The 23,217-nt window shown below is 65.2% G+C and carries 21 protein-coding genes; 8 read left to right on the plus strand and 13 right to left on the minus strand.

The genetic code is table 11. The features are described from left to right. Positions 1–13: 13 nt before the first annotated feature. The 5 genes from CAF78_RS11245 to CAF78_RS11265 form a co-directional block, all read right to left on the minus strand. Positions 14–1,846, minus strand: a complete 1,833-nt coding sequence (locus tag CAF78_RS11245; RefSeq protein WP_085675426.1) for an ABC transporter ATP-binding protein — start codon at positions 1,844–1,846, stop codon at positions 14–16. Further along, positions 1,839–2,471, minus strand: coding sequence for a DsbA family protein (locus CAF78_RS11250; protein ID WP_085675425.1), 633 nt, complete (start codon positions 2,469–2,471; stop codon positions 1,839–1,841). Before CAF78_RS11250 ends, CAF78_RS11245 begins: the two co-directional genes overlap by 8 nt. A 3-nt stretch (positions 2,472–2,474) precedes the next feature. Then, on the minus strand, positions 2,475–3,407 hold the full coding sequence (locus CAF78_RS11255) for a rhodanese-related sulfurtransferase (RefSeq protein WP_085675424.1): 933 nt from the start codon (positions 3,405–3,407) through the stop codon (positions 2,475–2,477). Positions 3,408–3,625: 218 nt separating this feature from the next. Then, complete coding sequence (locus CAF78_RS11260; protein ID WP_027918171.1) at positions 3,626–3,922, minus strand: BolA family transcriptional regulator; 297 nt, start codon at positions 3,920–3,922, stop codon at positions 3,626–3,628. A gap of 10 nt (positions 3,923–3,932) precedes the next feature. Beyond that, positions 3,933–4,457, minus strand: a complete 525-nt coding sequence (locus CAF78_RS11265; RefSeq protein WP_027918170.1) for a DUF2059 domain-containing protein — start codon at positions 4,455–4,457, stop codon at positions 3,933–3,935. 155 nt (positions 4,458–4,612) lie between these two features. Between CAF78_RS11265 and CAF78_RS11270 the strand changes: the two genes are divergently transcribed. Further along, positions 4,613–6,007: a class II fumarate hydratase gene (locus CAF78_RS11270; RefSeq protein WP_085675423.1), complete on the plus strand. Its 1,395-nt coding sequence runs from the start codon at positions 4,613–4,615 to the stop codon at positions 6,005–6,007. A gap of 126 nt (positions 6,008–6,133) precedes the next feature. Here the strand turns inward: CAF78_RS11270 and CAF78_RS11275 are convergent, their stop codons facing one another. Next, positions 6,134–7,087: a DMT family transporter gene (locus CAF78_RS11275; protein WP_085675422.1), complete on the minus strand. Its 954-nt coding sequence runs from the start codon at positions 7,085–7,087 to the stop codon at positions 6,134–6,136. A 117-nt stretch (positions 7,088–7,204) separates the two neighbouring features. Beyond that, positions 7,205–8,698 (minus strand): polyphosphate:AMP phosphotransferase, encoded by a 1,494-nt coding sequence (pap, locus tag CAF78_RS11280; RefSeq protein ID WP_085675421.1) that lies wholly within the window; start codon positions 8,696–8,698, stop codon positions 7,205–7,207. Positions 8,699–8,804: 106 nt separating this feature from the next. On the opposite strand from pap, the gene mnmC reads away from it, so the two are divergent. From mnmC to CAF78_RS11305, 5 genes are all read left to right on the plus strand, one after another. After that, complete coding sequence (mnmC, locus tag CAF78_RS11285; RefSeq protein ID WP_085675420.1) at positions 8,805–10,772, plus strand: bifunctional tRNA (5-methylaminomethyl-2-thiouridine)(34)-methyltransferase MnmD/FAD-dependent 5-carboxymethylaminomethyl-2-thiouridine(34) oxidoreductase MnmC; 1,968 nt, start codon at positions 8,805–8,807, stop codon at positions 10,770–10,772. Between the two features lie 267 nt (positions 10,773–11,039). After that, the gene (locus tag CAF78_RS11290; protein ID WP_085675419.1) at positions 11,040–12,827 is read left to right on the plus strand and encodes an N-acetylglutaminylglutamine amidotransferase; all 1,788 of its coding nucleotides are present in this window, start codon (positions 11,040–11,042) and stop codon (positions 12,825–12,827) included. A gap of 3 nt (positions 12,828–12,830) precedes the next feature. Then, on the plus strand, positions 12,831–14,576 hold the full coding sequence (ngg, locus tag CAF78_RS11295; protein WP_085675418.1) for an N-acetylglutaminylglutamine synthetase: 1,746 nt from the start codon (positions 12,831–12,833) through the stop codon (positions 14,574–14,576). 108 nt (positions 14,577–14,684) lie between these two features. Next, entirely contained in the window at positions 14,685–15,869 is a 1,185-nt protein-coding gene (locus tag CAF78_RS11300; RefSeq protein WP_085675417.1) for an osmoprotectant NAGGN system M42 family peptidase, read from the plus strand. 55 nt (positions 15,870–15,924) lie between these two features. Beyond that, positions 15,925–16,152 (plus strand): YheU family protein, encoded by a 228-nt coding sequence (locus CAF78_RS11305; RefSeq protein WP_003252629.1) that lies wholly within the window; start codon positions 15,925–15,927, stop codon positions 16,150–16,152. A 51-nt stretch (positions 16,153–16,203) separates the two neighbouring features. Here the strand turns inward: CAF78_RS11305 and csrA are convergent, their stop codons facing one another. Together csrA and CAF78_RS11315 are read right to left on the minus strand one after the other, a co-directional pair. Continuing rightward, on the minus strand, positions 16,204–16,392 hold the full coding sequence (csrA, locus tag CAF78_RS11310) for a carbon storage regulator CsrA (protein WP_085675416.1): 189 nt from the start codon (positions 16,390–16,392) through the stop codon (positions 16,204–16,206). Between the two features lie 128 nt (positions 16,393–16,520). Continuing rightward, a complete protein-coding gene (locus tag CAF78_RS11315) occupies positions 16,521–17,330 on the minus strand; it encodes an SDR family oxidoreductase (RefSeq protein ID WP_085675415.1) in 810 nt (269 codons plus the stop codon). A 311-nt stretch (positions 17,331–17,641) separates the two neighbouring features. Between CAF78_RS11315 and CAF78_RS11320 the strand changes: the two genes are divergently transcribed. Continuing rightward, positions 17,642–17,794: a DUF3309 family protein gene (locus CAF78_RS11320; RefSeq protein WP_012271016.1), complete on the plus strand. Its 153-nt coding sequence runs from the start codon at positions 17,642–17,644 to the stop codon at positions 17,792–17,794. A gap of 55 nt (positions 17,795–17,849) precedes the next feature. On the opposite strand, the gene CAF78_RS11325 is transcribed toward CAF78_RS11320, so the two are convergent. The 3 genes from CAF78_RS11325 to CAF78_RS11335 all read right to left on the minus strand — a co-directional run bounded on the left by CAF78_RS11325 (position 17,850) and on the right by CAF78_RS11335 (position 20,926). Next, positions 17,850–19,514, minus strand: coding sequence for a cation acetate symporter (locus CAF78_RS11325; protein WP_085675414.1), 1,665 nt, complete (start codon positions 19,512–19,514; stop codon positions 17,850–17,852). Then, complete coding sequence (locus CAF78_RS11330; protein ID WP_085675413.1) at positions 19,511–19,822, minus strand: DUF485 domain-containing protein; 312 nt, start codon at positions 19,820–19,822, stop codon at positions 19,511–19,513. Before CAF78_RS11330 ends, CAF78_RS11325 begins: the two co-directional genes overlap by 4 nt. A 243-nt stretch (positions 19,823–20,065) precedes the next feature. Next, positions 20,066–20,926 (minus strand): glycine betaine ABC transporter substrate-binding protein, encoded by an 861-nt coding sequence (locus tag CAF78_RS11335; RefSeq protein WP_085675412.1) that lies wholly within the window; start codon positions 20,924–20,926, stop codon positions 20,066–20,068. 197 nt (positions 20,927–21,123) lie between these two features. Here CAF78_RS11335 and CAF78_RS11340 point away from each other — a divergent pair, with 197 nt between their 5' ends. After that, entirely contained in the window at positions 21,124–22,689 is a 1,566-nt protein-coding gene (locus tag CAF78_RS11340; protein WP_085675411.1) for a glycosyl hydrolase family 17 protein, read from the plus strand. Positions 22,690–22,716: 27 nt separating this feature from the next. Here CAF78_RS11340 and CAF78_RS11345 read toward each other — a convergent pair whose 3' ends face one another. Further along, a complete protein-coding gene (locus CAF78_RS11345) occupies positions 22,717–23,085 on the minus strand; it encodes a hypothetical protein (RefSeq protein ID WP_085675410.1) in 369 nt (122 codons plus the stop codon). Between the last annotated feature and the right edge of the window lie 132 nt (positions 23,086–23,217).

The following is a 23,217-nucleotide window of genomic DNA, read 5'->3' on the forward strand; positions in this document are numbered from 1 at the left end:
CCGGAACAGGCGATCAGGTCTGCTGCAGATGCCCATACAACTTGGCATACAAGCCACCTTCGGCAATCAGCTGCTGATGGTCGCCATCCTCGGCCACATGCCCGCCGTCGAACACCAGCACGCGGTCGGCCTGCTTCACTGCCGACAGGCGGTGGGCAATGATCAGCGTGGTCCGGCCACTGAGGAAACGCGCCAATGCCTGGTGCAGGTTGTACTCGGTGGCGGCATCCAGCGCCGAGGTGGCTTCATCGAGAATCACCACCTTGGGCTCGGCCAGGACCATGCGCGCAATCGCCAGGCGCTGGCGCTGGCCACCCGACAGGCGCACCCCCGAACGGCCGACCACGCTGTCCAGCCCTTGCGGCAAGGCGGCGATGGTGGCGTCCAGCTGGGCGATACGCAGCGCCTGCCAGCAGGCCTCGTCGCTGCACTCGCGGCCCATGGTCAGGTTGGCGCGCACGCTGTCGTTGAACAGCGACGGGTGCTGCAGCACCACGGCGACGTTCTCGCGCAGGGGCTCGAGGCCGATTTCCTGCAGGCTGGCACCGCCAAAGCGGATGGTCCCGGCCTGGGCGCTGTACAAGCCCAGCAGCAGCTGCACCAAGGTGCTCTTGCCGCCACCACTGGCACCGACGATGGCCACCTTCTCACCGGGGGCGATGGCCAGGTTCAACTGGTCGAGCACCGGCTCATCGGCATAGGCGAAGCGCAGGTCGCGCACCTCGATGCCCACGGTCTCACGGCCGGCGAACGGGTCGCTGGCGGCCGGGTACTGCGGCTCGTCAGCCCGCGACAGCAGCTCGTTGAGCCGGCTCAGCGCGCCGCCAGCGGCGTAGTAGGCATATTGCAGGTTGAGCAACTGCTCCACCGGGCCGATCATGAACCACAGGTAGCTGAACACGGCCAGCATCTGGCCGATCGACAGGTCGGACAACAGCACGGTCAGCATCGCCGCCGCACGGAAGATATCGATACCGAACTGGAACAGCAGGCCGCTGGCACGCCCACTGGCGTCGCTCTTCCATTGCGACTCCACGGCGTAGTCGCGCACTTCACGGGCGCGCAGGCCGAGGCGCCCGAGGAAGTAGCCCTGGCGGTTGCCGGCGCGGATTTCCTGGATGGCATCCAGGGTTTCCGAAAGCGCCTGGGTAAAGCGCGAGGTGCTGTCGTTCTCGAGTTTCTTCAGGTGCTTGACGCGCTTGCCCAACTGCACGGTGAAGTAGATCACCAGCGGGTTGAACAACAGGATCAGCAACGCCAGCTTCCAGTGCATCCAGATCAGGATCGCCGCCGTGCCGGTGAGGGTCAGCATGGCCACCAGGAAGCGGCTCAGGGTCTCGCCGACAAACTTGTCGAGGGTATCCAGGTCGGTGACCAGGTGAGTGGTCACGGTGCCGCTGCCAAGGCTTTCGTATTCCTTGAGCGAGATGCGCTTGAGGCGCTCGATCAGGCGAATGCGCAGGCGGTAGACGATGTCCTTGGCCAGCCCGGCGAACAGCTTGGCCTGCACCACGTTGAAGGCCAGCGCCGCCAGGCGCAGGCACAGCGTGGCCGCCAGCATCAGGCCGATGTAACCCGCCGCTACCTGCCAGCCGCTGGGCAGCAGGTGGTTCATCCATTTCAGCGCGGCATCGCCGTGGCCCAGCAGCACTTCGTCGACCAGCAACGGCAGCAGCAACGGGATCGGCACGCTGCAACAGGCTGCCAGCACGGCAACCAGGTTGGCGGTCCAGAGGTTTTTCTTGTGGTGCAGGGCCAGGCGGCGGATTTCCGCCCAGCTCAGGCGATCAGGCACAGCGGGGGGCTTCCCTGGCACAGGGTCTGGCGACCCTGGCAGGTCAAGCACAGACGGCCTGCTGCAGCCAGCGGCCAAGCAGCGGTTGCAGGCTGGCCAGCGGCTGGTAGCCGTTGGTCAACAGGGCCAGTTGGCCATTGCGTTCGGCCAGCAGGGTCGGGAAGCCGGCGATGCCAAGGTCCTGCGCCCAAGCGAAATCGGCTGCGGTGGCGGCGCGGATGTCATGGCTGGCGAACTGCTGGGCGAAGCGCTCGCGGTCGAAGCCGGCCTGTTCGGCCAGCTCGACCAGTTGCGGGGCGCGGGTAACATCCACACCCTGCTCGTAGAACGAACGCTGGATCAGCGCCAGCAGCGGCCAGACACGCTCGGCGTCCAGCTCGCGGGCCGTGACCAGGGCGCGGCAGGCAGGCTCCGTGTCATAGACAAAGCCGTCAGGCATGGCGCCGTCGAAACGGAACGGCTGCCCGGTGGCTTCGGCCACCGCCTGCCAATGCTCGAGGATGTACTTGCGGGTCGAGCCGTCCAGCGCACTGCCGCCAGTACGCAAGCCGCCCGGCACCAGGCGGGTGCTGACACCCGCCTCGGCGGCCTGGGCGATCAGGGCCGCGGCCACTGGCGCGAAACCCCAGCACCAGGAGCACATCGGGTCCATCACGTAGATCAGGCGGGCAGTCATGGTTCAAGCCTCGGCTTTGTAGTTGTAACCGATCGGGTGCGGCTGGTTGCGGGCCTTGGCCAGCTCGATCTGCTTCTGCCGGTCGATGGCGCTGCGCCGAGTCTTTTCGCTCAGGCTGTCCCAGCAATGCGGGCAGCTCACGCCTGGCGAATAGTGCTCGGACTCGCGATCCTTGGCATCGACCGGGTGGCGGCAGGCATGGCACTGGTCGTACTCGCCTTCGCTCAGGTCATGGCGCACCGTGACGCGGTTGTCGAAGACGAAGCAGTCGCCGTCCCAGAGGCTTTGCTCCTGAGGCACTTCCTCGAAGTACTTCAGGATGCCACCCTTAAGATGATAGACCTCCTCGAAGCCTTCACCGAGCATGTAGCTGGAGGCTTTTTCGCAACGGATACCGCCGGTGCAGAACATCGCCACCTTCTTGTGCTTGCTCGGGTCGAAGTTGGCCTTGATGTACTCGGGGAACTCGCGGAAGGTCTCGGTCTTAGGGTCGATGGCGCCCTTGAAGGTGCCAATGGCCACTTCGTAGTCGTTGCGGGTATCGATCAGCAGCACCTCGGGGTCGCTGATCAGGGCGTTCCAGTCCTTGGGCTCGACATAGGTACCGACGGCCTGGTTCGGGTCGACGCCCGGCACGCCGAGGGTGACGATCTCTTTCTTGAGCTTGACCTTGGTGCGGTAGAACGGCTGCTCGTCGCAGTAGGATTCCTTGTGGTCGACATCGACCAGGCGCGGGTCGTTGCGCAGCCAGGCGAGCAGGCCGTCGATGCCTTCGCGGGTGGCCGAAACGGTGCCGTTGATGCCTTCGTGGGCCAGCAGCAAGGTGCCTTTGACGCCGTTGTCGAGCATGGCCTTGAGCAGCGGCTCACGCAGCTCGACGTAGTTTTCCAGGGTGACGAACTTGTACAGCGCCGCCACGACGATAGCTTGGGACATACAGGTGGATCTCCAGGTGGTTGCCCTCGTAAGGGGCGGACCGGGTTTGACAAAAAACAGGGGGCTGCTGCGCAGCCCATCGCAGGCAAGCCAGCTCCCACAGGGTCAGCAAAACATTCAAGGAATGCGCTGTACCTGTGGGAGCTGGCTTGCCTGCGATGGGCCGCGCAGCGGCCCCCTTGGGATGTTGCGGATTGTACCAGAACGACGGAAAGGATTCAGTGCCCGCCGCCTGCACACACCGGCGAGGCCGGTGCCACGCCCACCTTGGCCCACTCCTCGGCCGTGTAGGTATGGATGGCCAGGGCGTGGATCTCGCCCATCAGCTCACCCATGGTGGCGTAGACCTTCTGGTGGCGCTTGACGCTGTTGAGCCCGGCGAACTGCTCGCTGACGATCACCGCCTTGTAGTGGGTTTCCTGGCCACGGCTGTGCATGTGGCTTTCGTTGAGCACTTCAAGGTGTTGCGGGGCCAGCGCGGCCAGTTGCTGCTCGATGCGTTGCTGCATGCTCATCGGCTATGACTCACTTCTTGGCCGGGGCGGCGGCCTTGCCAGCGTTCGGGTCCAGCTCCTTGGTCATGTCGTCGAGCAGCTTGTTGACCACCGGTACGGCCGGTTCCAGGCTGGTCTGGGTCAGCTGGGCCGACTGCTGGGTGACCTTGGGCATTTCACGCAGGACTTTCTTGCCCAGCGGCGACTCGTAGAACTTGACCAGGTCCTTGAGCTCCTGCTCGGTGAAGGTCTGGGTGTACAGGTCGACCATCTTCGGCTTCAGCTTGTTCCAGCCGATGGCGTTGTCCAGCGCGGCGTTGGCCTTGGCCTGGTAGCTCTCGAGCACCGGCTGCTTGGAGGCCGGGGCCTTGGTCTGGGCGAAGCGCTGGGCGAACATCTGCTGGACCTGCATGTAAACCGGCGTGCCCAGCTTGTCGGCGTTGGCCAGGGTCAGGAATTTCTCGGCGGCAGCGTTGTGGCTGGCGGTGGCAGCGAGTACCTGGCCGCTGGCACAGGCCAGGGCGACGGCAGCACAAAGGACACGAAGACGGGTCATTGCATTTCCTTCAAGGAGGGGGAGGCGGTACCTCAGAGTAGAGCATTCTGCTCCCGCAAGGGCGCAGCGCTCAAGTGGCACGACGAGCGAATGAACCGCTCGCACGCATGAGGGCCTAAACTGCTGATTCTGACTGACAAAGGAGTGAACGCAGCATGAGCCGTATCGAGACAGACAGCCTGGGCCCGGTCGAAGTTCCTGAGGACGCCTACTGGGGCGCACAGACCCAGCGCTCGCTGATCAACTTTGCCATTGGCAAGGAACGCATGCCGCTCGCGGTGCTGCACGCCCTGGCACTCATCAAGAAAGCCGCCGCGCGGGTCAACGACCGCAACGGCGATTTGCCCGCCGACATCGCCCGGCTGATCGAACAGGCCGCCGACGAAGTGCTCGACGGCGAGCACGACGACCAGTTCCCGCTGGTGGTGTGGCAGACCGGTAGCGGTACCCAGAGCAACATGAACGTCAACGAGGTGATCGCCGGGCGCGCCAACGAGCTGGCCGGCAAGGGCCGCGGTGGCAAGGCGCCGGTGCACCCCAACGACCACGTCAACCGCTCGCAGAGCTCCAACGACTGCTTCCCCACGGCCATGCACATCGCCGCCGCCCAGGCCGTGCATGAAAAACTGCTGCCGGCGATAGCCGAGCTGTCGTCGGGGCTGGCCGAGCTGTCGGCGCGCCACAGCAAGCTGGTCAAGACCGGCCGCACACACATGATGGACGCCACGCCGATCACCTTCGGCCAGGAAGTCTCGGCCTTCGTCGCCCAGCTCGACTACGCCCGGCGCGCCATCCGCGCCACCTTGCCGGCGGTGTGCGAGCTGGCCCAGGGCGGTACGGCCGTGGGCACCGGGCTGAACGCCCCGCATGGTTTTGCCGAAGCCGTGGCCGCCGAGCTGGCCGCCCTCTCCGGCCTGCCCTTCGTCACCGCGCCCAACAAATTCGCCGCCCTCGCCGGCCATGAACCGCTGACCAGCCTGGCCGGTGCCCTGAAGACCCTGGCGGTGGCGCTGATGAAGATCGCCAACGACCTGCGCCTGCTCGGCTCCGGCCCGCGTGCAGGGCTGGCCGAAGTGCGCCTGCCGGCGAACGAGCCGGGCAGCTCGATCATGCCGGGCAAGGTCAACCCGACCCAGTGCGAAGCGCTGTCGATGCTGGCCTGCCAGGTACTGGGCAACGACGCGGCGATCGGCTTTGCCGCCAGCCAGGGTCACCTGCAACTGAACGTGTTCAAGCCGGTGATCATCCACAACCTGCTGCAGTCGGTGGAACTGCTGGCCGATGGCTGCCGCAACTTCCAGCAGCACTGCGTGGCCGGGATCGAGCCGGATGCCGAACAGATGGCGGCGCACCTGGAACGCGGGCTGATGCTGGTGACGGCGCTGAACCCACACATTGGCTATGACAAGGCGGCGGAAATTGCCAAGAAAGCCTATGGCGAGGGCAAGACCTTGCGTGAGGCGGCGCTGGAGTTGAAGTACCTGACCAACGAGCAGTTCGACCAGTGGGTAAGGCCTGAGAACATGCTGGCGCCCGGTGGCAAAGGCTGACTCCGCGAACAGTCTTCACCCGATCTCTGTGGGAGCGGGCGAGCCCGCGAACACGGGCGACGCCCGTGCCATCCACCGCGGAGCACTCTTCGCGGGCACGCCCGCTCCCACAGAGAACGCGTAATCTTAGGCCAGGCGCGCCCTTCTGGCCTTCCATCCGGCCACCAGCGATGGCCCCAGGGCCACCAGGGTCGACCCTGCCACCACCGTCACCGCCCCCATATAACCCAGGGCATTGATGTCTTCGGCCTGCACATACTCCGGCCACACCACGGCCGCCAGCGCCACCGCGACAAAGGTCACCAAAGGCGTCAGCGCCAGCGTGGCACTCACCCGCGACGCCTCCCAATGCGCCAGCGCCTCGGCAAACGCGCCATAGGCCACCAGGGTGTTCAGGCAGCAGGCCAGCAACAGCCAGCCTTGCACCGGGGTCAATTGCAGCGCCTCCAGCGGATGCACCCAAGGCGTCAGCAGTGCCGCGCAGCTCAGGTAGATGACCATCATCACCTGCTGCGAATGCCACACCGTCAGCAGCTGCTTCTGGCTCAGGGCATAGAACACCCAGATGCTGGTGGCCAGCAGAACGGTCAGGACCCCCGTGGTATAGGCGCCAAGCGAGGTCAGCAGCTCTTCGAGGCGCTGGTTGAAGAACAGGCCGAAACCGCCCAGCAGCACCAGCAGGCCGAGGCCCTGCCCCAGGCTGAAGCGCTCCTTGAACACGAACACGCTGGCCACCAGCAACAGCACCGGGCCGATCTGCACCACCAGCTGGGCGGTGCCCGGGCTCAACAGGTTCAGGCCGATCAGGTACAGCACGTAGTTGCCCATCAGGCCGAACACCGCCACCACCACCAGGGCCCTGCCCTTGGGCGCCAGCGTGCGCAGCGAAGGCAGGCGCCGCTGGGTCGCCAGCCAGGCGAACAGCACGCCGCCGGAGACCAGCAAGCGGTACCAGGTGACGGTCAGCGGGTCGACCACCTGCAATACCTGCTTGAGCTTGATCGGCAGGATGCCCCAGAGCAGCGCGGTCAGAAGTGCCAGGAACAGGCCGTAGCCCCAACGGCCGGAAGTTGTGTGCATACAGTCCTCGAATCAGCCCTTGGTGGGGGTAAGCGAATTCTAAGGGCTTGGCGCACCGAGCCGGCGGAAAATACCGGGAAATAAATTCATCGGGTCATTCCCTGGCGGCATGCCTGGTCATTTCTTGTCCTTCTCGAACGCAGCTTCCAGGGCTTCGTTGATCGTGCGCAGCACCTTCACCCGTGCCCAGCGCTTGTCATTGGCTTCGACCAGCGTCCAGGGTGCAATTTCGCTGCTGGTACGGTCGACCATGTCGCCCACGGCCTGGGCGTAGTCGTCCCACTTGTCGCGGTTGCGCCAGTCGTCTTCGGTGATCTTGTAGCGCTTGAACGGGATCTGCTCGCGCTCTTCAAAGCGCTCCAGCTGGGTCTGCTGGTCGATCGCCAGCCAGAACTTGACCAACACCACACCGGCGTTGACCAATTGTTCCTCGAAGTCGTTGATCTCACCGTAGGCGCGCATCCAGTCACCCGGCGTGCAAAACCCTTCGACCCGTTCGACCAGCACCCGTCCGTACCAGGAGCGATCGAAGATGGTGAACTTGCCACGGGCCGGAATATGCCGCCAGAAACGCCACAGGTAGGGCTGGGCGCGCTCCTCCTCGGTGGGGGCGGCAATGGGCACGATGCGGTATTGCCGCGGGTCCAGCGCTGCCGCCACGCGGCGTATCGCCCCGCCTTTGCCAGCTGCGTCGTTACCCTCGAACACCGCCACCAGCGCGTGACGGCGCATGTGCTTGTGGCGCAGCAGCCCGGCCAGGCGGGCCTGCTCGGTGACCAGCTGTTCCTGGTAATCCTGCTTGTCCAGGCGCCGGCTCAGGTCCAGCGCACCGATCAGGGTGCGCTGGTCGATGCTGCGGCCCAACGGCGCGATGTTGCCCTGGTGCTTACCCTTGGGGTTGTTGGCCAGCGCAGCCTGCAGGCTCTCCAGCAGGATGCGCCCTACCGCCAGGCTGCGGTAGTTCGGGTCAACCCCCTCGACGATATGCCACGGCGCATAGTCGCGGCTGGTGCGGCGCAGCACGCGCTCGCCGAAGCGCACGAAGCGGTCGTAGGTTTCCGACTGCTGCCAGTCCAGCGGGCTGATCTTCCAGCTGTGCAGCGGGTCGTCCTTGAGCGACTTCAGGCGCGCCTTCATCTGCTTCTTGGACAGGTGGAACCAGAACTTGATGATCAGTGCGCCTTCGTCGCAGAGCATCTGCTCGAGGCGTTCGGCACCGGTGATGGCCTGGTCGAGCACGGCGTCCTTGAATACCCCGTGCACCCGGCCCTGGATCATCTGGCTGTACCAGTTGCCGAAGAACACGCCCATCCGCCCTTTCGGTGGCAATGCCCGCCAGTAGCGCCAGGCCGGTGGCCGGGCGAGTTCTTCGTCGGTCTGCTGGTCGAAGGTGAGCACGTCGATCATCCGCGGGTCCATCCACTCGTTGAGCAGCTTGACCGTCTCGCCCTTGCCGGCGCCTTCGATGCCGTTGATCAGCACGATCACCGGAAACCGCGCCTGCTGCTTGAGTTCGTACTGGGCCTCCAGCAGCGCCTCGCGCAAGGCGGGGACTTCTGCGTCGTAGGTTTCCTTGTCGATGCTGTGACCGATTTCCGCGGATTCGAACATGCACTGGCTCCTTCATTGGATAAGCAAGACTAGCGGATTTGCGTAGTGCCTGTGCAAACCCGGCAGATGACATAAAATCCGCACATCCGCTGCAACCGAGCCAACCATGTCCACCCTTCTTCAGCACGCCCAGATCGACTGGGACGACCAGGGCCGCCCCCACTCGCGGCAGTACGACGACGTCTACTTTTCGAAAAACGAAGGCACCGACGAAACCCGCTACGTGTTCCTCGAACAGACCCGCCTGGCCCAGCGCTTCGCCAACTTGGCGCCCCATGGCTGCCTGGTGATCGGCGAGACCGGCTTCGGCACCGGCATGAACTTCTTCTGTGCCTGGCAGCTGTTCGCCGAACAGGCCCCTGCCGAGGCGCGCCTGCATTTCATCAGTGTCGAAAAATACCCGCTTGGCCATGACGACATGGCCCGCGCCGTGCGCCTGTGGCCCGAGATGGCGGCCTTCACCGAGCCGTTTTTGGCGCAGTACGTGGCGGTACACCCCGGCTTCCAGCAGTTCAGCTTCGACCATGGCCGGGTCACCCTGACCCTGCTGATCGGTGACGTACTGGAACAACTGCCGCAGCTCGACGCCAGCATCGACGTGTGGTTCCTCGATGGCTTCGCGCCGGCGAAGAACCCCGACATGTGGACCCCCGAGCTGTTCGCGCAGCTGGCGCGACTGGCCCACGCCGGTACTGCGCTGGGTACCTTCACCACCACCGGCTGGGTACGCCGTGGGCTGATCGATGCCGGTTTCACCATGAAGAAGATCCCAGGCATCGGCAAGAAGTGGGAGGTAATGAGTGGCGAATACACCGGGCATGCATCAACGGCCGTCGCCGCGCCCTGGTACGCCCGCCCTGCGCCCGTGGCAGGCCCGCGCCAGGCACTGGTGATCGGTGCCGGCCTGGCAGGCAGCGCCAGCGCCGCGAGCCTCGCCGCTCGCGGCTGGCGGGTGACGGTGCTGGAGCGCCACGCGGCCCCCGCGCAGGAAGCGTCGGGCAACCCGCAGGGGGTGCTGTACCTGAAGTTGTCCGCCCATGGCACCGCCCTGTCGCAGATGATCCTGGCCGGTTTCGGCTACACCCGGCGCCAGCTGGAGCAATTGCAGCGTGGCCAGGACTGGGACGCGTGCGGCGTGCTGCAACTGGCCTTCGACAGCAAGGAAGGCGAGCGCCAGGCCAAGCTGGCCGAAGCCTTCGACAGCAGCCTGCTGCGCGCTCTGGAGCAGGCTGAAGCCGAGGCGATTGCCGGGGTGGCGTTGCCTGCGGGCGGCCTGTACTACCCGGAAGGTGGCTGGGTGCACCCTCCCGCCTTGTGCCAGGCGCAGTTGCAGCATCCGGGTATTCGCGTTCAGCTCCATCAGAACGTGGTCGAACTGCGCAAAGTCGACGGCCTGTGGCAGGCGTGGGATGGCGAGCACCTGCTGGCCACTGCACCGCTGGTGGTGCTGGCCGGGGCCGCCGATGTACGTCGTTTCGAACCCTGCGCGCAACTGCCGCTCAAGCGCATTCGCGGGCAGATCACCCGCCTGCCGGCGACCGACGCCAGCCGTGCATTGCGCACCGTGGTCTGCGCCGATGGCTACGTCGCACCGCCCCGACAGGGAGAACATACCTTGGGCGCCAGCTTCGACTTCCACAATGACGACCTCACGCCGACGGTGGCCGAGCACCAGGGCAACCTGGGGTTGCTGGACGAGATCTCCACCGACCTGGCCTCGCGCCTGGGTGCGGAGGCACTCGACGCCGGGCAGTTGCAGGGGCGTGCGGCGTTCAGGTGCACCAGCCCCGACTACCTGCCGATTGTCGGGCCGGTGGCCGACCCTGGGTTGTTTGCCGAGGCGTATGCCGTGCTCGGCAAGGATGCGCGACAGGTGCCGGAGGTGGACTGCCCATGGCTGGATGGGCTGTATGTGAACAGTGGGCATGGCTCGCGGGGGTTGATCACGGCGCCGTTGAGTGGCGAGCTGATTGCCGCCTGGGCCAGTGGTGAGCCATTGCCGTTGCCGCGGGCGGTGGCGGAGGCCTGCCATCCGAACCGGTTCATACTGCGCAGGCTGATTCGCGGGAAGTGACAGATTGGGCCGCTGCGCGGCCCTTCGCGGGCAGGCCCGCTCCCACAGGGATCGCGCCAGATTCTAGAAATTGAGCAAGACAGTTGCTCCCAGAAATGGGACAGCGTGATACCCCTGTGGGAGCGGGCTTGCCCGCGAAGGGCGGCACAGCAACCCACTGCTTATAACAGATCGATCTAAAACTCCCACAAACCCCATAGGTCAGTTCCTTACAGGGTGCCCTAATCCGGGGCACTCATTCCCCAACGGAAAAACCGGTAAGGACCTATGTGCGGATTAGCAGGAGAGTTGCGTTTCACCCCCATCGACCAAGCCCCTCGCCCAGCCGACCTGGCTGCGGTAGAGCGCATCACCCATCACCTGGCGCCCCGCGGCCCAGACGCCTGGGGCTTCCATAGCCAGGGGCCGATCGCCCTCGGCCATCGCCGGCTGAAGATCATGGACCTGTCCGACGGGTCGGCGCAGCCGATGGTCGACAACACCCTGGGCCTCTCGCTGGCCTTCAACGGGGCCATCTACAACTTCCCAGAACTGCGCCAGGAGCTGCAGGACCTGGGCTACAGCTTCTGGTCCGACGGCGACACCGAAGTGTTGCTCAAGGGCTACCACGCCTGGGGCGCTGCGTTGCTGCCCAAGCTCAACGGCATGTTCGCCCTGGCCATCTGGGAGCGCGACAACCAGCGCCTGTTCCTTGCACGCGACCGCCTCGGCGTCAAGCCGCTGTACCTGTCGCGCAACGGCGAGCGCCTGCGCTTCGCCTCGACCCTGCCGGCGCTGCTCAAGGGCGGCGACATCGACCCGATGATCGACCCGGTGGCGCTCAACCACTACCTCAACTTCCATGCCGTGGTGCCGGCGCCACGCACGTTGCTGGCCAATGTGCAGAAGCTCGAGCCCGGCACCTGGATGCGCGTCGACCGCCATGGTGAAGTCGAGCGCCAGACCTGGTGGCAGCTGCACTACGGCCCCAACCCGGACGAGCGCGACCTCGACCTGGAAGGCTGGACCACCCGCGTGCTCGACGCTACCCGTGATGCCGTGGCGATCCGCCAGCGTGCCGCCGTCGATGTGGGTGTGCTGCTGTCGGGCGGTGTCGACTCCAGCCTGCTGGTCGGCCTGCTGCGCGACGTCGGCGTGGACGACCTGTCGACCTTCTCCATCGGTTTCGAAGATGCCGGGGGCGAACGCGGTGACGAGTTCCAGTACTCCGACCTGATCGCCAAGCATTACGGCACCCGCCACCACCAGTTGCGCATCGCCGAGCACGAGATCATCGAGCAATTGCCGGCCGCGTTCCGCGCCATGAGCGAGCCGATGGTCAGCCACGACTGCATCGCGTTCTACCTGCTGTCGCGGGAAGTGGCCAAGCATTGCAAGGGCGTGCAGAGCGGCCAGGGCGCCGACGAGCTGTTCGCCGGTTACCACTGGTACCCGAAAGTGGACGGTGCCGACGATGCCTTCGGCGCCTACCGTGACGCCTTCTTCGACCGCAGCCATGACGAGTACCGCGATACCGTCCAGGCCCCCTGGTTGCTGGAAACCGACGCTGCCGGCGAGTTCGTCCGCGAGCACTTCGCCCGCCCCGGTGCACCCGATGCCGTGGACAAGGCCTTGCGCCTGGACAGCACGGTGATGCTGGTCGACGACCCGGTCAAACGGGTCGACAACATGACCATGGCCTGGGGCCTGGAGGCCCGCACGCCGTTCCTCGACTACCGCCTGGTCGAACTGTCGGCGCGCATTCCGGCTCGCTTCAAGCTGCCCGATGGCGGCAAGCAGGTGCTCAAGCAGGCCGCACGGCGGGTGATCCCCCATGAGGTGATCGACCGCAAGAAGGGTTACTTCCCGGTGCCCGGCCTCAAGCACCTGGAAGGCGCGACCCTGGGCTGGGTGCGCGACCTGCTGACCGACCCCAGCCAGGACCGTGGCCTGTTCAACCCGGCCATGCTCGACCGCCTGCTGAGCAACCCGCACGGCCAGCTCACCCCGTTGCGCGGCTCCAAGCTGTGGCAACTGGCGGCCCTGAACCTGTGGCTCAGCGAACAAGGAATCTGACCGATGAAAGCCCACGAAATCGCTTACGGTCAGCGCCTGCTGCGCGGCCAGGCGCCATCCTACGAGCGCCTGCAGGCGCGCCTGGCCGGCGACGGCAGCGAGCCCCACGACCAGCCGCGGGCGTTGCACTGTGGCTGGGGGCGCCTGCTGATCGGCCACACCTACCCGGACGCCGCCAGCCTGGCTGCCGCGCTGCAGGACGAACGCCCTGGCGAGCGTGACATCGCCTTGTACGTGGCCGCACCGCAGCAGTTGCTGGCCCAGGCGCCGCAACAGCTGTTCCTCGACCCTTCCGACACCTTGCGCCTGTGGTTCACCGACTACCGCCCTGCGCAGCGGGTGTTCCGCGGCTTCCGCGTGCGCCGGGCGCAGAACCCCGGCGACTGGCAGGCGATCAACACCTTGTACCAGGCGCGCGGCATGCTGCCGGTCGACCCTGAACGGGTCACCCCGCGCCACCTCGGTGGCCCGGTGTACTGGCTGGCCGAGGATGAAGACAGCGGCGCGGTGATCGGCAGTGTCATGGGCCTGAACCACAGCAAGGCGTTCGACGACCCGGAACACGGCAGCAGCCTGTGGTGCCTGGCGGTGGACCCGCAGTGCACCCGCCCGGGCGTGGGCGAGGTGCTGGTGCGCCACCTGATCGAGCATTTCATGAGCCGGGGCCTGGCCTACCTCGACCTGTCGGTGCTGCACGACAACCGCCAGGCAAAGCGCCTGTACGAGAAGCTCGGTTTCCGCAACCTGCCGACCTTCGCGGTCAAGCGCAAAAATGGCATCAACCAGCAGCTGTTCCTCGGCCCCGGCCCGGAAGCCGGCCTGAACCCCTACGCCCGCATCATTGTCGATGAGGCCATGCGCCGGGGCATCGAGGTGCAGGTGGACGACGCTTCCGCCGGGCTGTTCACCCTGAGCCTGGGCGGGCGGCGCATCCGCTGCCGCGAGTCGTTGAGCGACCTGACCAGCGCCGTGACCATGACCCTGTGCCAGGACAAGCGCCTGACCCAACATGCCCTGCGCAACGCCGGGCTGCAGGTACCGGCGCAGCAGCTGGCCGGCAATGCCGACGACAACCTGGCGTTTCTCGACGAGCATGGCGCGGTGGTGGTCAAGCCGGTGGATGGCGAACAGGGCCAGGGCGTGGCGGTCAATCTCACCTGCATCGAGGAGCTGACCCAGGCCGTGGAAAACGCTCGCCGTTTCGACAGCCGCGTGCTGCTGGAGAGCTTCCATGCCGGCAGCGACCTGCGCATCCTGGTGATCGGCTATGAGGTGGTGGCGGCGGCGATTCGCCACCCGGCCCAGGTGATCGGTGATGGCAAGCACAGCATCCGCCAGCTGATCGAGGCGCAGAGCCGTCGGCGCCAGGCAGCAACCGGTGGCGAAAGCCGCATCCCGCTGGATGACGAGACCGAGCGCACGTTGCACGGCGCGGGCCTGGGCTACGACGATGTGCTGCCGGCCAGCCAGCGCCTGGCGGTGCGGCGCACGGCCAACCTGCATACCGGTGGCACCCTGGAAGACGTCACCGAGCGCCTGCACCCGGTGCTGGCCGATGCGGCCGTGCGGGCGGCGCGGGCGCTGGAAATCCCGGTGGTGGGCCTGGACTTCATAGTCCGCGATGCCGAACACCCGGATTACGTGATCATCGAAGCCAACGAGCGCGCCGGGCTGGCCAACCATGAACCGCAGCCGACGGCTGAACGGTTTGTCGACCTGCTGTTCCCGCATAGCCGGCCTTTGGCATGAATCAGTGTTGAGGCCTTCGCGGGCACGCCCGCTCCCACAAGGGCGGTGCAGTACCTGTGGGAGCGGGCGTGCCCGCGAAGGCCCCAACGCAGGAACCAAGGAGTACCCATGACCGAACGACTCCCCGAACCCGACCTCGACTACCTCAAGCGCGTCCTGCTGGAGATGCTCGCCATCCCCAGCCCGACCGGTTTCACCGACACCATCGTGCGCTACGTGGCCGAACGCCTGGACGAGCTGGGCATCCCCTTCGAACTGACCCGCCGCGGCACCATTCGCGCCACCCTCAAGGGCCGGCAGAGTTCGCCCGACCGCGCCGTCTCGGCCCACCTCGACACCATCGGCGCCAGCGTGCGCCAGTTGCAGGACAACGGCCGCCTGGCCCTGGCCCCGGTGGGCTGCTGGTCGAGCCGCTTCGCCGAGGGCAGCCGGGTCAGCGTGTTCACCGACACCGGTGTGTTCCGTGGCAGCGTGCTGCCGCTGATGGCCAGCGGGCACGCCTTCAACACCGCGATCGACCAGATGCCGATCAGCTGGGAACACATCGAGGTGCGCCTGGACGCCTACTGCACCACCCGCGCCGATTGTGAGGCGCTGGGCATTGCCATCGGTGACTTCGTCGCCTTCGACCCGCTGCCGGAGTTCACCGAAAGCGGCCACATCAGCGCCCGCCACCTGGACGACAAAGCCGGCGTGGCGGCCTTGCTGGCGGCCCTCAAGGCGGTAGTGGAAAGCGGCCGCCAGCCGCTGATCGACTGCCACCCGCTGTTCACCATCACCGAAGAAACCGGCTCAGGCGCTGCTGGCGCCCTGCCCTGGGACGTCAGCGAGTTCGTCGGCATCGACATCGCCCCGGTCGCCCCGGGGCAGGCCTCCAGCGAACATGCGGTGAGCGTGGCCATGCAGGATTCTTCCGGGCCTTACGACTACCACCTGTCGCGCCACCTGCTGAAGCTGGCCGGCGACCAGGATGTGCCAGTGCGCCGCGACCTGTTCCGCTACTACTTCAGCGACGCGCATTCGGCCGTGACCGCCGGGCACGACATTCGCACCGCGCTGGTGGCGTTCGGCTGCGATGCCACCCATGGCTACGAGCGCACCCATATCGACAGCCTGGCCGCGCTCAGCCGGCTGCTTTCGGCCTACCTGCTCAGCCCGCCGGTATTCGCCAGCGACTCGCAACCGGCCAATGCCTCGCTCGATCGCTTCAGCCACCAGCTGGAGCACGATGCGCAGATGGAGAGCGACACCCGGGTGCCGGCCGTGGACAGCCTGGTAGGAAACAAAAGCTGATGGCCAAGGAATCGCGTAGCATGCAGGGATTCATGAACAAGACCGTGCGCCGCCCATGCTGATCCCCTACGACCAACTGCAAGCCGAAACCCTGACCCGCCTGATCGAGGACTTCGTCACCCGCGACGGCACCGACAACGGCGACGATACCCCGCTGGAAACCCGCGTGCTGCGGGTGCGCCAGGCATTGGCCAAGGGCCAGGCGTTCATCCTGTTCGACCTGGAGAGCCAGCAGTGCCAGTTGCTGGCCAAGCACGACGTGCCCCGCGAGCTGCTCGACTGACAGGGCCGGCCTCTTCGCGGCTTTAGCCGCGAAGTGGCCGTTACAGGCTAATCAGGGCTGATCAGCCTTGCATGCTTGCGCTGCCTTGATCCGCCGATACACCTCGGCCCGGTGCACCGGCACCTTGCGCGGTGCTTCCACGCCGAAGCGCACCATGCCATTGCGCGTTTCCACCACCTTGATCCGAATATCGTCACCAATGGTGATGACTTCGCCGACTTCACGCCCGATCACCAACATGCTCCGGTCCTCTCGCAACAGGAAAAAACCGCAGAGTGCTTGGGGATATTCGTCTGGACAATACTTCACCAGTAATTCAGAGCAGGCCTACAATGGCTGGTAACTTCTCCTACAGACAACTCCCACAATCAGCGGGGCTGCGCCTTGGCCCGCATCTTGACCGCCATGTCTGCCATCTCGTCATACAGCCGCTCCGGCGCCTGACGTTTGAGTTGCCAGGCCTGGCGCCCGGCCTCATGGGGCAGGATCAGAAACTCGCCCGCCACGACTTGCTGGTGGATGTAGTCGGCGATATCGGCCGCGCTGATCGGCGAGCCTTCCAGCAGCTTGCCGACCTGGGCCTTCATCGCCGGGTTCGGCCCACGGAAGGACTCGAGCAGGTTGGTCTGGAAGAACGACGGGCACACGCAGTGCACCGCCACTTCCAGCTGGCGCAATTCCACCAGCAGGCTTTCCGACAGCGCCAGCACACCGGCCTTGGCCACGTTGTAGTTGCTCATCCCCGGCCCCTGCATCAGCGCCGCCATGGAGGCGACGTTGATGATCCGCCCCTTGCTGCGCTCCAGCTGCGGCAGGAACGCCTTGCAGCCCTTGACCACGCCCATCAGGTTGACCGCGATCTGCCAGTCCCAGTCTTCCAGCGACAGCTCGGCGAAGAAGCCGCCCGAGGCGACGCCGGCGTTGTTGACGAGCACATCGATGCCGCCGAATTTTTCTTCGCAGGCCTGGGCCAGGGCGGTGAGCTGGCTGTAGTCGCGCACGTCGCAGCGCTGGACGAAGCCCTCGCCGCCCGCGGCCCGCACCAACGCCAGGGTTTCGCGCAGGCCTGCTTCGTTGACATCGGCCAGCGCCAGGCGCCAGCCCTCGCGCGCCCAGCGCAGGGCGATCTCGCGGCCCAGGCCCGAGCCGGCGCCAGTGATCATGATGCGGTTTTGCATGGTGGCACGCCTTGTTCTGACAGGTTGTGCAACGAGTCTAATCAAGGCCTTGGTGGGAGGCAGGATCCATCAGGATAGTGAATGGGCAGGCATGACTGCGTGGTCAGGTCCGGCCCTTTCGCGGGCAAGCCCGCTCCCACAGGTTCACTCTAATCCCGAGGATCATGGGATCCCTGTGGGAGCGGGCTTGCCCGCGAAAGGGCCGGTACAGGCAGCACAAAGATGGAATCTTTCACAAGCGGCAACAGTCCGAATTTACAAGAGGCCAGCAGTCCCAGGCCCTTGACCCTCAACCACGCAAGGATTCCGTCATGACCACGATTCTCATCATCATCCTGATCCTTCTGCTGATTGGTGGCTTACCGGTCTTCCCGCACTCGCGCAGCTGGGGCTACGGCCCTTCCGGCATCGTCGGCGTGGTGCTGGTGATTCTGCTGGTGCTATTGCTGCTAGGCATGATCTAGCCGCAGAACATGAAAAAACCGCGCCGAGGCGCGGTTTTTTCATGGCCGATGGCTGTCAGTGCGAGACCGCGCCGGAAGCCCCCAGGCCAGTCTGCGAACGGACGAACTGCGGGTAGAACAGCGCGCGCTCGTCATCGGCAGCCTTGGACTTGTCGGTGACCGAGAAGAACCAGATACCGACGAAGGCGATGATCATCGAGAACAGCGCTGGATATTCGTACGGGTAGATGGCTTTTTCATGGCCGAGGATCTGCACCCAGATGGTCGGGCCAAGGATCATCAGCGTCACTGCGCTGACCAGGCCCAGCCAGCCGCCGATCATGGCGCCACGGGTGGTCAGTTTCTTCCAGTACATCGAGAGCAGCAGCACCGGGAAGTTGCAGCTGGCGGCGATGGAGAACGCAAGGCCGACCATGAAGGCGATGTTCTGCTTCTCGAACAGGATGCCCAGGCCGATCGCCAGCACGCCGAGGGCGATGGTGGTGATCTTCGACACGCGGATCTCGTCCTTGTCGTTGGCCTTGCCCTTGCGCCACACGCTGGCGTACAGGTCGTGGGAAACCGCCGAGGCACCGGCCAGGGTCAGGCCCGCAACCACCGCCAGGATGGTGGCGAAGGCCACGGCCGAGATGAAGCCGAGGAACACGCTGCCACCCACGGCGTCGGCCAGGTGCACCGCCGCCATGTTGTTGCCGCCGATCAGGGCGCCAGCGGCGTCCTTGAAGTCCGGGTTGGTGCTGACCAGCAGGATCGCGCCGAAGCCGATGATGAAGGTCAGGATGTAGAAGTAGCCGATGAAGCCGGTGGCGTACAGCACGCTCTTGCGGGCTTCCTTGGCGTCACTGACGGTGAAGAAGCGCATCAGGATGTGTGGCAGGCCAGCGGTACCGAACATCAGCGCCAGGCCCAGGGAGAACGCCGAGATCGGGTCCTTGACCAGGCCGCCCGGGCTCATGATCGCCTCGCCCTTGGCGTGCACCTTGATCGCTTCGGAGAACAGGGTGTTGAAGTCAAAGCCCACGTGCTTCATCACCATCAGCGCCATGAAGCTGGCACCGGACAGCAGCAGCACGGCCTTGATGATCTGTACCCAGGTGGTGGCCAGCATGCCGCCGAACAGCACGTACAGGCACATCAGGATACCCACCAGGATCACCGCGACGTGGTAGTCGAGGCCGAACAGCAACTCGATCAGCTTGCCCGCGCCGACCATCTGCGCGATCAGGTAGAACGCCACAACCACCAGCGAACCTGAGGCCGACAGGGTGCGGATTTCCTTCTGCCCGAGGCGGTACGAGGCGACGTCGGCAAAGGTGTACTTGCCGAGGTTGCGCAGCCGTTCGGCAATCAGGAAGAGGATGATCGGCCAACCGACCAGGAAGCCGATCGAGTAGATCAGGCCATCGTAGCCAGAGGTGAACACCAGGGCGGAAATCCCCAGGAACGAGGCCGCCGACATGTAGTCACCGGCAATCGCAAGGCCGTTCTGGAAGCCGGTGATCTTGCCACCGGCGGCGTAGTAGTCGGCCGCCGACTTGTTGCGCTTGGAGGCCCAGTAGGTGATGCCGAGGGTAAAGGCGACGAAGGCCACGAACATGGCGATCGCCGGAACGTTCAGCGGTTGTTTCTGCACCTCGCCGGTCAGGGCATCGGCGGCCCACACGGCGGGTGCGAAGGCTCCGCAGGCCAGGACGGCCAGGGCTTTGGCGTGGCGAATCATTGTTGCGCCTCCTTCAGGATGGCCTTGTTCAGCTCATCGAACTCGCCGTTGGCGCGGCGCACGTAGATGGCGGTCAGGACGAATGCCGAAACGATCAGGCCGACGCCCAGGGGAATGCCCCAGGTAATCGACGAGTCAGGGCTGAGCTTGGTGCCCAGAACCTGAGGACCGTAGGCGATCAGGAGGATGAAGGCGCAGTAGAGGCCGAGCATGATCGCCGAGAGAATCCAGGCGAACCGTTCACGTTTGCTGACCAGCTCCTTGAAGCGCGGGCTGTTTTGTATCGAGAGGTAAATGCTGTCGTTCATTGTTTTTGTCCTAGCAGCACAGGTAGGGGATGGAACCCACACCCTTACTTTATGCAGCTGTTGGACGCCAACCAGACGACCTTAGTCTTAGATGCAACGGTGTTTTACCGATTGCGTAACAAACCTTGAGGCCCATTCGCGGGCACGCCCGCTCCCACAGGTATTTCACAGCATTCAGAACCGTGATAACCGTTGTGGGAGCGGGCAAGCCCGCGAAGAAGCAAAACTGGCCCTGAAGGGTTGTTACTTGCCAGTCCACTCCTTCACCCGGTCCGGGTGCTTGGCCACCCAGTCCTTGGCCGCCGCTTCGGGCTTGGCGCCTTCCTGGATCGCCAGCATCACCTCGCCGATCTCATCCTTGGACTGCCAGCTGAACTTCTTCAGGAAGTCCGCCACTTCCGGGGCCTTGGTCGCCAGCTCTTTGCTGCCGATGCTGTTCACGGTCTCGGCCGCGCCGTACACCCCTTTCGGGTCTTCGAGGAACTTCAGCTTCCACTTGGCGAACATCCAGTGCGGCACCCAGCCGGTCACGGCAATCGACTGCTGCTTGGCATACGCACGGCCCAGTTCGGCGGTCATTGCCGCTCCGGAGCTGGCCTGCAGCTTGTAGCCGGTCAGGTCGTAGTCCTTGATGGCCTGGTCGGTCTTGAGCATTACCCCGGAGCCGGCATCGATACCAACGATCTTCTGCTTGAAGCTGCTGTCGGTCTTGAGGTCGGCAATGCTCACGGCCTTGACGTACTCAGGCACGATCAGGCCGATCTTGGCATCCTTGAAGTTGGCGCCGTAGTCGACCACGTTGTCCTTGTTCTTGGCCCAGTATTCACCGTGGGTGACCGGCAGCCAGGCCGAGAGCATGGCGTCGAGCTTGCCGGTGGCGACACCCTGCCACATGATGCCGGTGGCCACGGCCTGCAGCTTCACGTCATAGCCGAGCTTCTGCTTGATCACCTCCGCGGCGACGTTGGTGGTCGCCACACTGTCGGCCCAACCGTCCACGTAACCAATGCTTACTTCTTTGGCCATGGCCTGTGCAGCGCTCATGGCCAATACCAGGGCGGTGCCCACACCCAGGAAACGGCGCATTCTTGTAAAAGTAGCCATCAAAGCATCCCCTCGTCAGGTCTTGGAGATTGCATCATCTTCCTGCAACACAGGTCGACCTGCTCCCACTGCGACCTGTACCCGCCCCATATGCGACAGCACTATGCCATTAGCGGCATCGACCTACGCCAGCCTGCGCGATCCTTGCATGCCAAAGGTTTGGCGCCGGGCTACTATCTAACGCTTTGCGCCTGACGATGGACCGCCCGATGCCTGATGCTTCCCGCCTGCTGCTGCCACTGTACCTGCTCGCCTGCCTGCTCGCCCTGCTCGGGCTGGGGGCGCTCTGGTACGGGCTGGGCAAGCCCGTCCTGCTGCCCGACGCCGCCAGCCCCACGCACAAACTGCAGTGCGCGTCGTACACCCCGTTCGACAAGGACCAGTCGCCGTTCGACCAGCCTTTTCGCCTGCGCCCGGCGCGCATGGATGCCGACCTGGCATTGCTGGCCGAGCGATTCCAGTGCATTCGCACCTATTCGATGACCGGTCTTGAGGCAATCCCGGCGCTGGCGCGCAAGCATGGCCTGAAGGTGATGCTCGGCGCCTGGGTCAACGCCAACCCGGTCGACACCGGGAAGGAGGTGGACGCGCTGATCGCCGCCGCCAACGCCAACCCGGACGTGGTCAGCGCGGTGATCGTCGGTAACGAGGCGCTGTTGCGCAAGGAAGTGACCGGCGAGCAACTGGCCACGCTGATCAACAAAGTGAAAAGCCAGGTCAAGGTGCCGGTGACCTACGCCGATGTCTGGGAGTTCTGGTTGCAGCACCCACAGGTGGCGCCGGCAGTGGACTTCCTGACCATCCACCTGCTGCCCTACTGGGAAGACGACCCGCGCGGCATCGACGATGCCCTGGCCCATGTCGCCGAGGTGCGCCAGGTGTTCGGCAACCGTTTCGCGCCCAAGGACATCTTCATCGGCGAAACCGGCTGGCCCAGCGAAGGCCGCCAGCGCGAGACCGCCGTGCCCAGCCGCGCCAACGAGGCGCGGTTCATTCGTGGCTTCGTCGGCATGGCCGAGGCCAATGGCTGGCACTACAACCTGATCGAAGCATTCGACCAGCCATGGAAGCGTGCCAGTGAAGGCGCCGTGGGCGGTTACTGGGGGCTGTACGATGCCGACCGGCAGGACAAGGGAGTGCTCGAAGGACCGGTCAGCAACCTGCATTACTGGCCGCAATGGTTGCTGGCGAGCGTGCTGTTGATGGCACTCACGCTGCTGATGGCCGGGCGCCCCGCCACACCGCTGACAGCCTTGCTGCTGCCGCTGCTGGCCGCGTTTGGCGCGGGCTGCCTGGGGCTGTGGGGCGAGTTGATGCGCACCCATGCACGGTTTGCCGGGGAGTGGGTGTGGGCGGTGGTGCTGGCCGGGTTGAACCTGCTGGTGCTGATGCATGCTGCCCTTGCCTTGGCCCGCCGCAACGGCTGGCGCGAGCGGTTGTTCGGTTACCTGCAGGCGCATGCGGGGTGGCTGTTGCTGGCCGCCGGCTTTGCCGCAGCGGTGAGCATGCTGGCGATGGTGTTCGACCCGCGCTACCGCAGCTTCCCGAGCGTGACGCTGGCCCTGCCGGCGCTGGTGTACCTGCTGAGGCCGGTGGCTGCACGGCGTGCAGAAGTGGCGCTGCTGGCGTTCATCGTCGGGGCCGGGGTGTTGCCGCAGCTGTATCGGGAAGGGCTGGAGAACCAGCAGGCCTGGGGCTGGGCGGTGGTCAGTGTGCTGATGACTGCAGCCTTGTGGAGAAGCTTGCGGTTGCGCCTGGCTTGATACCCTGGGGCCGCTTTGCGGCCCTTGTCAGCCCCGGCGCGGTTGCCGGACCAGCCGCAACCCCGCCAGCACCACCACGAATACCGCAATGCTGGCGGTGTACAGCACCAGGGCGGGAATGCCGAACACCAATGCCAACACCGCCAGCCACCATCCCGCGCGCCCCGAAACCAGCTGCGCGAGCAAGGCCAACCCCAACCCGGCCCAGGCCATCACCTGAAAGTGAATGCCCAACCCCAGCAACGAACGCACCTGGCACTGCCAGTGGTCGCCTGGCGCCGTGCACAGCCCGACCCACTGCCCATCCTCCATCAACCCATAGCGCACGCCATAACTGGCCGCGAGCCAAAGGGCCACAAACATCAGCAGTAGAGCGGCCGGCAGTGATCGAGACATCCCGTTCTCCAATAGCGGTAATCGAAATCATCCATGATCGCCCAAGCCCGGTTGTAAGGCAAAATCACAACCCTGCAGCTATGTTGCAGATAACAAGCACACCAAAGGCCACCGCACTTGGCAACTTTGCCC

The organism is Pseudomonas sp. R28(2017) (assembly GCF_002112505.1).
Classification (GTDB): Bacteria; Pseudomonadota; Gammaproteobacteria; order Pseudomonadales; family Pseudomonadaceae; genus Aquipseudomonas.

What these genes read in the sequence shown, in the direction of transcription:
- CAF78_RS11250 (WP_085675425.1), bottom strand. Translation starts at nt 2,471, where the DNA reads ATGACTGCCCGCCTGATCTACGTGATGGACCCGATGTGCTCCTGGTGC.
- CAF78_RS11255 (WP_085675424.1), bottom strand. Translation starts at nt 3,407, where the DNA reads ATGTCCCAAGCTATCGTCGTGGCGGCGCTGTACAAGTTCGTCACCCTG.
- CAF78_RS11260 (WP_027918171.1), bottom strand. Translation starts at nt 3,922, where the DNA reads ATGAGCATGCAGCAACGCATCGAGCAGCAACTGGCCGCGCTGGCCCCG.
- CAF78_RS11265 (WP_027918170.1), bottom strand. Translation starts at nt 4,457, where the DNA reads ATGACCCGTCTTCGTGTCCTTTGTGCTGCCGTCGCCCTGGCCTGTGCC.
- CAF78_RS11270 (WP_085675423.1), top strand. Translation starts at nt 4,613, where the DNA reads ATGAGCCGTATCGAGACAGACAGCCTGGGCCCGGTCGAAGTTCCTGAG.
- CAF78_RS11275 (WP_085675422.1), bottom strand. Translation starts at nt 7,087, where the DNA reads ATGCACACAACTTCCGGCCGTTGGGGCTACGGCCTGTTCCTGGCACTT.
- pap (WP_085675421.1), bottom strand. Translation starts at nt 8,698, where the DNA reads ATGTTCGAATCCGCGGAAATCGGTCACAGCATCGACAAGGAAACCTAC.
- mnmC (WP_085675420.1), top strand. Translation starts at nt 8,805, where the DNA reads ATGTCCACCCTTCTTCAGCACGCCCAGATCGACTGGGACGACCAGGGC.
- CAF78_RS11290 (WP_085675419.1), top strand. Translation starts at nt 11,040, where the DNA reads ATGTGCGGATTAGCAGGAGAGTTGCGTTTCACCCCCATCGACCAAGCC.
- ngg (WP_085675418.1), top strand. Translation starts at nt 12,831, where the DNA reads ATGAAAGCCCACGAAATCGCTTACGGTCAGCGCCTGCTGCGCGGCCAG.
- CAF78_RS11300 (WP_085675417.1), top strand. Translation starts at nt 14,685, where the DNA reads ATGACCGAACGACTCCCCGAACCCGACCTCGACTACCTCAAGCGCGTC.
- CAF78_RS11305 (WP_003252629.1), top strand. Translation starts at nt 15,925, where the DNA reads ATGCTGATCCCCTACGACCAACTGCAAGCCGAAACCCTGACCCGCCTG.
- csrA (WP_085675416.1), bottom strand. Translation starts at nt 16,392, where the DNA reads ATGTTGGTGATCGGGCGTGAAGTCGGCGAAGTCATCACCATTGGTGAC.
- CAF78_RS11315 (WP_085675415.1), bottom strand. Translation starts at nt 17,330, where the DNA reads ATGCAAAACCGCATCATGATCACTGGCGCCGGCTCGGGCCTGGGCCGC.
- CAF78_RS11320 (WP_012271016.1), top strand. Translation starts at nt 17,642, where the DNA reads ATGACCACGATTCTCATCATCATCCTGATCCTTCTGCTGATTGGTGGC.
- CAF78_RS11325 (WP_085675414.1), bottom strand. Translation starts at nt 19,514, where the DNA reads ATGATTCGCCACGCCAAAGCCCTGGCCGTCCTGGCCTGCGGAGCCTTC.
- CAF78_RS11330 (WP_085675413.1), bottom strand. Translation starts at nt 19,822, where the DNA reads ATGAACGACAGCATTTACCTCTCGATACAAAACAGCCCGCGCTTCAAG.
- CAF78_RS11335 (WP_085675412.1), bottom strand. Translation starts at nt 20,926, where the DNA reads ATGGCTACTTTTACAAGAATGCGCCGTTTCCTGGGTGTGGGCACCGCC.
- CAF78_RS11340 (WP_085675411.1), top strand. Translation starts at nt 21,124, where the DNA reads ATGGACCGCCCGATGCCTGATGCTTCCCGCCTGCTGCTGCCACTGTAC.
- CAF78_RS11345 (WP_085675410.1), bottom strand. Translation starts at nt 23,085, where the DNA reads ATGTCTCGATCACTGCCGGCCGCTCTACTGCTGATGTTTGTGGCCCTT.